This is a genomic window from Nostoc linckia z4 (assembly GCF_002608075.1).
Lineage (GTDB): Bacteria > Cyanobacteriota > Cyanobacteriia > Cyanobacteriales > Nostocaceae > Nostoc > Nostoc linckia.
The window spans coordinates 79981-86534 of sequence record NZ_LAHA01000029.1 but is presented as its reverse complement, the minus strand read 5'-3'; the positions used below and the strand labels follow the sequence as shown (position 1 = coordinate 86534).

The following is a 6554-nucleotide window of genomic DNA, read 5'->3' as shown; positions in this document are numbered from 1 at the left end:
AGCATTTGGGTAAGGCTGGAAGCCCTGCTCATATTGATGCTGTCCTCTCTGTGGCTAGAAGAACTCAAATCGATCACTTAACTTCCTGCATCGACTCTCTTCGTCAAAATTGGGTGGACTTGTACGATAGCCTCAAAGAGAAAAAGTAAGTCCAATCATCTTGTTCGCGTAAAACATTCGCGAACAAAATTTTCTTTGTTTTACCTCTATTTCTCCTTAACCGAGCAGTATTGATTGTTGTTTTTTCTCTTTTACATCTAGGACTCATATTTGATTTGGTGAAAAAAATCAGTATACTTTTATGCCTTTTTACCTGTTCTCTATTCCCTGTCTCTATGAATAGTTAAAGAATCAAGCCCAAATTTATATATATGTCATGTTCTCTACTAATAAAAACCTCAGATAATACCTGATAAGCTTCATTCAAGGCTGCCATTACTTTTATTTAGAATGCAACTGTTTAGATGGAAAATTTGTGATATTTTACAGTTTTTTTCAAGTAATTCAACTACACCACTACCTATTTCCTACTCTCCATTACCCGCCTCAATTTTGGTCTAAAGACCTGAAAAATACTGTAATCTAAAATGTAGATTTTATCGTCCTGTTCTCTGACCTCTACAAAGAAAATTTCCTAACACCAAGCGAATTGTGCCATATCCTATTAAAATTTGAGCAGGGAATTTGGAGGGAATCGTACAGTGGTTGATGATGAACGCATAGTCAATGCAGAACAGATTCATCCAAGGGACTTTTCCTGGCGATTATGGCCTCTTGTGCCGCTCTACCCATACGGTAGGCGGCAGACAATCCGCAAAGAAGTCCTCAAGGATACAATCTGGAATTTTGACCAACTTCAGGGCATTTTTTATGTTGTTGTGCCAATTCGCATGACTGTGGTGAAGTTGCAAGCAGGTGGTCTTCTAGTTTATGCTCCTGTTGCGCCGACGCTAGAGTGCATCCGGCTTGTCAATGAGTTGGTAGCAGAACATGGTGATGTCAAGTACATCATTCTGCCTACTGTCTCTGGTTTGGAACACAAGGTTTTTGTTGGCCCCTTCGCTAGATATTTTCCCACTGCACAGGTGTTTGTCGCCCCTAATCAATGGAGTTTCCCACTAAATCTTCCCTTAAGCTGGCTTGGTTTACCTGCAAAACGCACCCAGTTGCTTCCAGAAGATAGCAGCCAAACACCTTTTGCTGATGAATTTGATTATGCTATGCTTGGCCCCATTAATCTTGGTTCTGGTCGATTTGCGGAAGTTGCTTTTTTTCACAAGCGATCGCACTCTCTCCTGGTAACAGATTCAGTACTTTCGATTCCAGAAGATCCACCTGCGATCGTCCAATTAGATCCATATCCGTTACTCTTCCATGCCAAGGATAATGCATGTGACATTGTTGCAGACATTCAAGCAAATCGCCGCAAAGGATGGCAGCGTATTTGTTTGTTTGCTTTATACTTTCAACCAAGTGGCTTGGAAATCCGCCCTTGGGGTCAGGTGTTCCAAGATGCCCTCAAAGCACCAGAACGCTCAAAAAAAGCTTATTTTGGATTGTATCCCTTTAAATGGCAGGACTGGCAGCGTTCCTTTGAAGCTTTACGGGGTAATGGTCGGTTGTTTGTAGCACCAATTTTACAAACACTAATTCTCAACCGCGCACCCAAAGAAACTATTAACTGGGCTGATAAAGTAGCAAGTTGGAACTTCGAGTGGATTATTCCTTGCCACTTTGATGCACCGATTAAAGCCCAGCCTTATCAATTTCGTCAAGCTTTCTCTTTTTTAGAAAAGCAGCCTGGTTTTGGTGCTGGTGTATTGAACAGTAACACCTATCCGTTACCAGAAGAGGATTTTAAAACACTACGGGAAATCGATGCAAATTTAAATAAACTTAGTATCGTCCCACCAGCGAGGGAGAAGGTGTAGGGAGGTGGGGAGGTGGAAGGACAAGGGGACAAGGAGAGAAGTCTGAGCGCCGGCTTCCGGCGCTCAGAGCTTCAAAGAGACAAGGCAGACAAGGCAGACAAGCATAGGACTTACGCACAAGTCACGTAAAAACGTAGACGCGGAGCGGCTTGCCGTAGGCTACCACAGAGGCACAGAGTTCACACAGAAATGAGAGTTTGAGAGATATTTTGCGTAAGTCCTGGATGTATTAGCGATTTCCACCTTGAGTTGACACTGTTAACACTTGCGGTGGTGTAGCATCGGGTGGATAGAGAAAGTCTACCTCTACTAAAGAGCGATCGCCTGGTTTCATGTTTAATGAAACTAAGGGTTCTCCTATTTGACCCCGCTTTTGTACTAAATGTACAAACTCTGTTTTCGGCTGATTTTGCTCGTTTTTATAACGTACCCGCACTGTGCCGCGAAAGAAGACTTGACGCGCTGGCGTACTCAAAAAGCGTAACCCTGGTTGAACTAACCGATCCTCTTTTAGCGGAGTTTGTATTGATACACTCACTGTTTGAGGACTTTGGGTGTTGTTATATAACGGCAACTTTAAACTATATTGAATTCCATAGTTGCCATGTGCGCGATATGCAGTGTCAGGATAGCGCACCAGCATCTTACCGCTTTGAATTTGATTAGTTCCTAAAGTACCACGATCCAGAGTACTCAAGGCATAGGAAAACATTTGGCCTGGTTGGGGAATAGTCAAATACCTAGCTTTAGGATTATCTACTAATAAGGCTCGCCATTGGGTACCAGCAACCACTCCAGCAACGCGCCCGTAAATTATTGGCTTGTCAGTTTCTTCTAAAGGAGTGGGGGTTTTATCCCGTGGACTAGCTAAATCACCATTATTTAGTAAATTTTCCCATTCTTCCAAAGTAGGGGCACGTTCGCCACCATCAGCATTTGTCGGGGCGAACATGGCTAGGCTAGCTGCATAAACGGTGTTACTACTTTGCAAGCGCATCAATGTAGAGCGACCATTGAGGGGTGGCGTCAATCCCTGCACCGGAATTGGTAAATTTAGTAACATCCGACTTTGCCCTGGTGGAATTTCAATTTGGGCAGGGAAAATATTTTGTCGTTGTCCTCTTAATATATCAGTCATGACGCGATCGCCAGGGCCGGCAAAAATTTTTCCTAAAGGATTTTGGGTAAAGGATGGTAACTCAATAAATGGTGCATCGGGTTGGCTTAAATAACTCGCCGCCTGCAAAATATTTACCTTCACCGGCTGCGAAGTAGGGTTGTGCAAAATTATCCCTAGATAAAGAGAACGTAAATTTTCTGGCGGTTCAGCTCTAGCTACATGGTGAGCAAAAATATCAAATCTTCCTCGAAAGGGAAAATTCAGATGTGCTGTAGGAACTTTTTTGTCTTTTGGTGGAAAAGTTGAAAGTAAAATTCCTTCTTTTAAAACTAATTCCGGACTATTGCTATTAAAAGTTGGCACTGTATCCAACTTACCTGGTAAAGGTCGTACTTGTTGTGATTGTACGACTTCTTGAGGCGGTGCTGTCACAGGTGTGGATTGAGCTATGGAAAAACTGAGTAAAAATGGCAACATATACTTAGGTAGCACTTTGAACATACAGACACTAACAACTTGATGAAAGTGCCAGATTGTTAATAATTAATAAGAAATCAGCCAAAATGCCACTCAAATTTTCTCCATTGAGAACCGGAACGTGAACAAAGATACAACGCGCTGGTAGTTGGCTTTCGTTTAAGTAGTCTAAAACCGAATAGTAAAGACCTTCGCAAACAAATTTACCGCAGTCGTGGCTAATGTCAATTGCCACTGCTTCGGCGACTAATTTTTCTAAATCAACATTTGTGTGCAAAACACTTTCACCAGAACTAGCCGCCAATTCTACACTTAATCGAGTGCGACTGGCAGCCATGCCACAACAGATAATGTAATCAGGTTGGATTGCGTTGATTTTTTCAATTACCAGAGAACTGGCCTGTTGCACATCTACGGGTAACAACCGCAAAAAAGTTAAGTCAAGGGGAATCAGCTGAAGTTTCGTAACTTCTATTAATAAATCATCAGATGAATTTGATTGTTGATCCGTCAGCCAAGTGTCAAAAGAAGTTAATAGAATTCTTTTCTGCATAACAAATATTATTTACAATAGGAATATTATTTAGAATAGAAAAACCCTCCATAATAATTTTACAAGGAGCAGGTAAATGCCAGTGATTGCGGTCGTAGACTATGAGATGGGAAATTTGCACTCAGTCTGCAAAGGTTTGGAAAAAGCCGGGGCAACTCCTAATGTTACTTATTCTCCAAAGGAATTAGAACATGCAGATGCAATAGTTTTGCCGGGAGTGGGAGCATTCGATCCCGCAGTACAACATTTAAGATCGCGTGGTTTAGAACAACCGATCAAAGATGCGATCGCATCTGGCAAACCTTTTTTAGGTATCTGTTTGGGATTGCAAATTCTTTTTGAATCAAGTGCAGAAGGTATCCAACCAGGACTGGGAATTATCAAAGGAAAAGTACGGCGGTTTCGCCCGGAAACAGATATTACTATTCCTCACATGGGTTGGAATCAACTGCAAGTGACTCAACCAAAAAGTCTTTTGTGGGAGCATTTACCCTCAAATCCTTGGGTGTATTTTGTTCATTCCTACTATGTCGATCCAATAGAAGAGGAAATTCGTGCAGCAACCGTCACCCACGGTACTCAAACTGTAACAGCTGCCATTGCCCGCGAAAACCTGATGGCTGTCCAATTTCATCCAGAAAAATCTTCTAATATCGGATTGCAAATCCTGTCTAATTTTGTTGCTCAAGTACGGGAAAAAATTCCTGCATAATTATTTTTGTCCTGAGTCATTAGTCATTAGTCATTAGTCATTTGTGAATAAATCAAAATGGCCATTGACCATCAATATAATGCCCAATGCTCGATGCCCAATGCCCCATCCTCATGAGTCTGAGAATTTACGGAAATCGCCAGCTAAAAACTTTACCAGGCAAAGAGACTAGACCTACTAGTGCTAGAGTTAGGGAAGCAGTCTTTAATATTTGGCAGGGAAAAATTGCAGGTTGCCACTGGCTAGATTTGTGCGCTGGTAATGGTTCAATGGGTGCAGAGGCTTTGTGTAGAGGAGCCGCCTTAGCAGTGGGAATAGAAAAATCAAGCCGAGCCTGTGCCATTATTCAACAAAATTGGCAGCTCTTAGCTAATGCCGAACAAGAATTTCGGGTAGTGCGCGGAGATGTTATTGGGCAGTTAAAAACGTTATCAGGCAAGCAATTCCATCGGATTTACTTCGATCCACCTTATGCCAGTGGGTTGTATGAGCCGGTTTTAGTAGCGATCGCCCAGCATCAACTTTTAGATCCTAGCGGTGAAATTGCAGTGGAACACGCTTCACAAGATTGGACATCCCCAGAGATTCCCGCTTGGGAAATTTGCCGCGAGAAAGCTTACGGCAACACATCACTTACTTTTTACAGAATTAGGAGATGGGGAGATGGGGAGATGAGGGAGACAAGGGGAGATGAGGAAGACAAGGGGAGAAGTCTGAGCGCCGGCAGCCAGCGATCAGAACTTCAAAGAGACAATAAGAATAAATCCTGATTTTCCAGTCCCCAGTCAACAGTCAACAGTCAACAATCCTCACCCTCCCAGCTGGTTGGGTCGCTTGTATTGTTTATATGCAGCGTAAAATAGTCCGCCAAGGGTGACGAAAACTAGACCAAGGACAATGCCTGAGAGCAGGGGTTCAATCACTGTAAGTTCCTTTTTGCAGTTATTCAATATTTGTTTCCCGTTTTTGATTTTACCAAATTTGGTATGAATCCTCTGCGCTAGAGTCTTTTCTCAGGAGGGCTATCCAGATTAAAATAGTCTTCTGTGCTTGCAGACACAATCAAGAACTTTTAAGCTATGTGTAGGAAATGAAAACTTTTTTAGCACACCTATAACTTTCACAGCAAACCTTTTGGATAATCAGATTACCAAACCCGAAATTTTGATTCAGCGCATTATTTTATTGGTGCTGGTCGTTCTGTTAGCAGTGCCCTTGGGCTTTTTTGGCGTTCACTTGGTTCAAGCCTCCGATCCGTATGTCAAGAGCGTTCTATCCTTAACAGGAAACCCAATTCAAGGACACGCTATCTTTCAAATCAATTGTGCTGGTTGTCATGGCTTGGAGGCAGATGGGCGAGTAGGGCCTAGTTTGCAAGCTGTATCCAAGCACAAGTCTCGGTATGGACTGATTCACCAAGTCATTAGTGGCGATACGCCTCCAATGCCCAAGTTCCAGCCTAGTGCCCAAGAAATGGCAGACCTTCTGAGCTACTTAGAGTCGTTGTAGATGCTCGATTCTTTGGCTGCGGGATCCGGAAATTATTCATTGAAAAAGGCAGTATACTATATAGTGCCTTTTTCGTTGATAAAAATCTTTATGAATCTTAACAAACTCCGGAAACTACCAGATGAACTTTAAGCTCTTGTGCGTCATCTGGTAGTTTTTACGTAGAATCTTTGATAAAAACTCACAGAAATTGTATATTTTAAAGTAAGTTAGGAAATTACTATTTAATTATGAAACTCCAAAAAATAAGTT

At 42.2% G+C, this 6554-nt stretch carries 6 protein-coding genes and 1 pseudogene; 4 read left to right on the top strand and 3 right to left on the bottom strand.

Translation table 11 applies throughout. From position 1 onward, the window contains the following. Window positions 1-701 precede the first annotated feature (701 nt). Window positions 702-1931: a DUF4336 domain-containing protein gene (locus VF06_RS22070; RefSeq protein WP_099068647.1), complete on the top strand. Its 1230-nt coding sequence runs from the start codon at window positions 702-704 to the stop codon at window positions 1929-1931. A 229-nt stretch (window positions 1932-2160) separates the two neighbouring features. Here VF06_RS22070 and VF06_RS22065 read toward each other — a convergent pair whose 3' ends face one another. Together VF06_RS22065 and VF06_RS22060 are read right to left on the bottom strand one after the other, a co-directional pair. Then, on the bottom strand, window positions 2161-3528 hold the full coding sequence (locus tag VF06_RS22065; RefSeq protein WP_099068648.1) for a DUF3370 domain-containing protein: 1368 nt from the start codon (window positions 3526-3528) through the stop codon (window positions 2161-2163). 31 nt (window positions 3529-3559) lie between these two features. Then, window positions 3560-4081 carry a pyroglutamyl-peptidase I family protein gene (locus VF06_RS22060; protein ID WP_099068649.1) on the bottom strand — a complete coding sequence of 174 codons (522 nt, stop codon included), beginning with the start codon at window positions 4079-4081 and terminating at the stop codon, window positions 3560-3562. Window positions 4082-4157: 76 nt separating this feature from the next. Between VF06_RS22060 and hisH the strand changes: the two genes are divergently transcribed. Together hisH and rsmD are read left to right on the top strand one after the other, a co-directional pair. Continuing rightward, the gene (gene hisH / locus VF06_RS22055; RefSeq protein WP_099068650.1) at window positions 4158-4793 is read left to right on the top strand and encodes an imidazole glycerol phosphate synthase subunit HisH; all 636 of its coding nucleotides are present in this window, start codon (window positions 4158-4160) and stop codon (window positions 4791-4793) included. A 113-nt stretch (window positions 4794-4906) separates the two neighbouring features. Then, window positions 4907-5443: pseudogene (gene rsmD, locus VF06_RS22050) on the top strand (16S rRNA (guanine(966)-N(2))-methyltransferase RsmD); the annotation flags it as partial. A 159-nt stretch (window positions 5444-5602) separates the two neighbouring features. Here rsmD and petG read toward each other — a convergent pair. Continuing rightward, the gene (gene petG / locus VF06_RS22045; RefSeq protein WP_099068651.1) at window positions 5603-5716 is read right to left on the bottom strand and encodes a cytochrome b6-f complex subunit V; all 114 of its coding nucleotides are present in this window, start codon (window positions 5714-5716) and stop codon (window positions 5603-5605) included. 211 nt (window positions 5717-5927) lie between these two features. On the opposite strand from petG, the gene VF06_RS22040 reads away from it, so the two are divergent. After that, complete coding sequence (locus tag VF06_RS22040) at window positions 5928-6302, top strand: c-type cytochrome (RefSeq protein ID WP_099068721.1); 375 nt, start codon at window positions 5928-5930, stop codon at window positions 6300-6302. Window positions 6303-6554 lie beyond the last annotated feature (252 nt).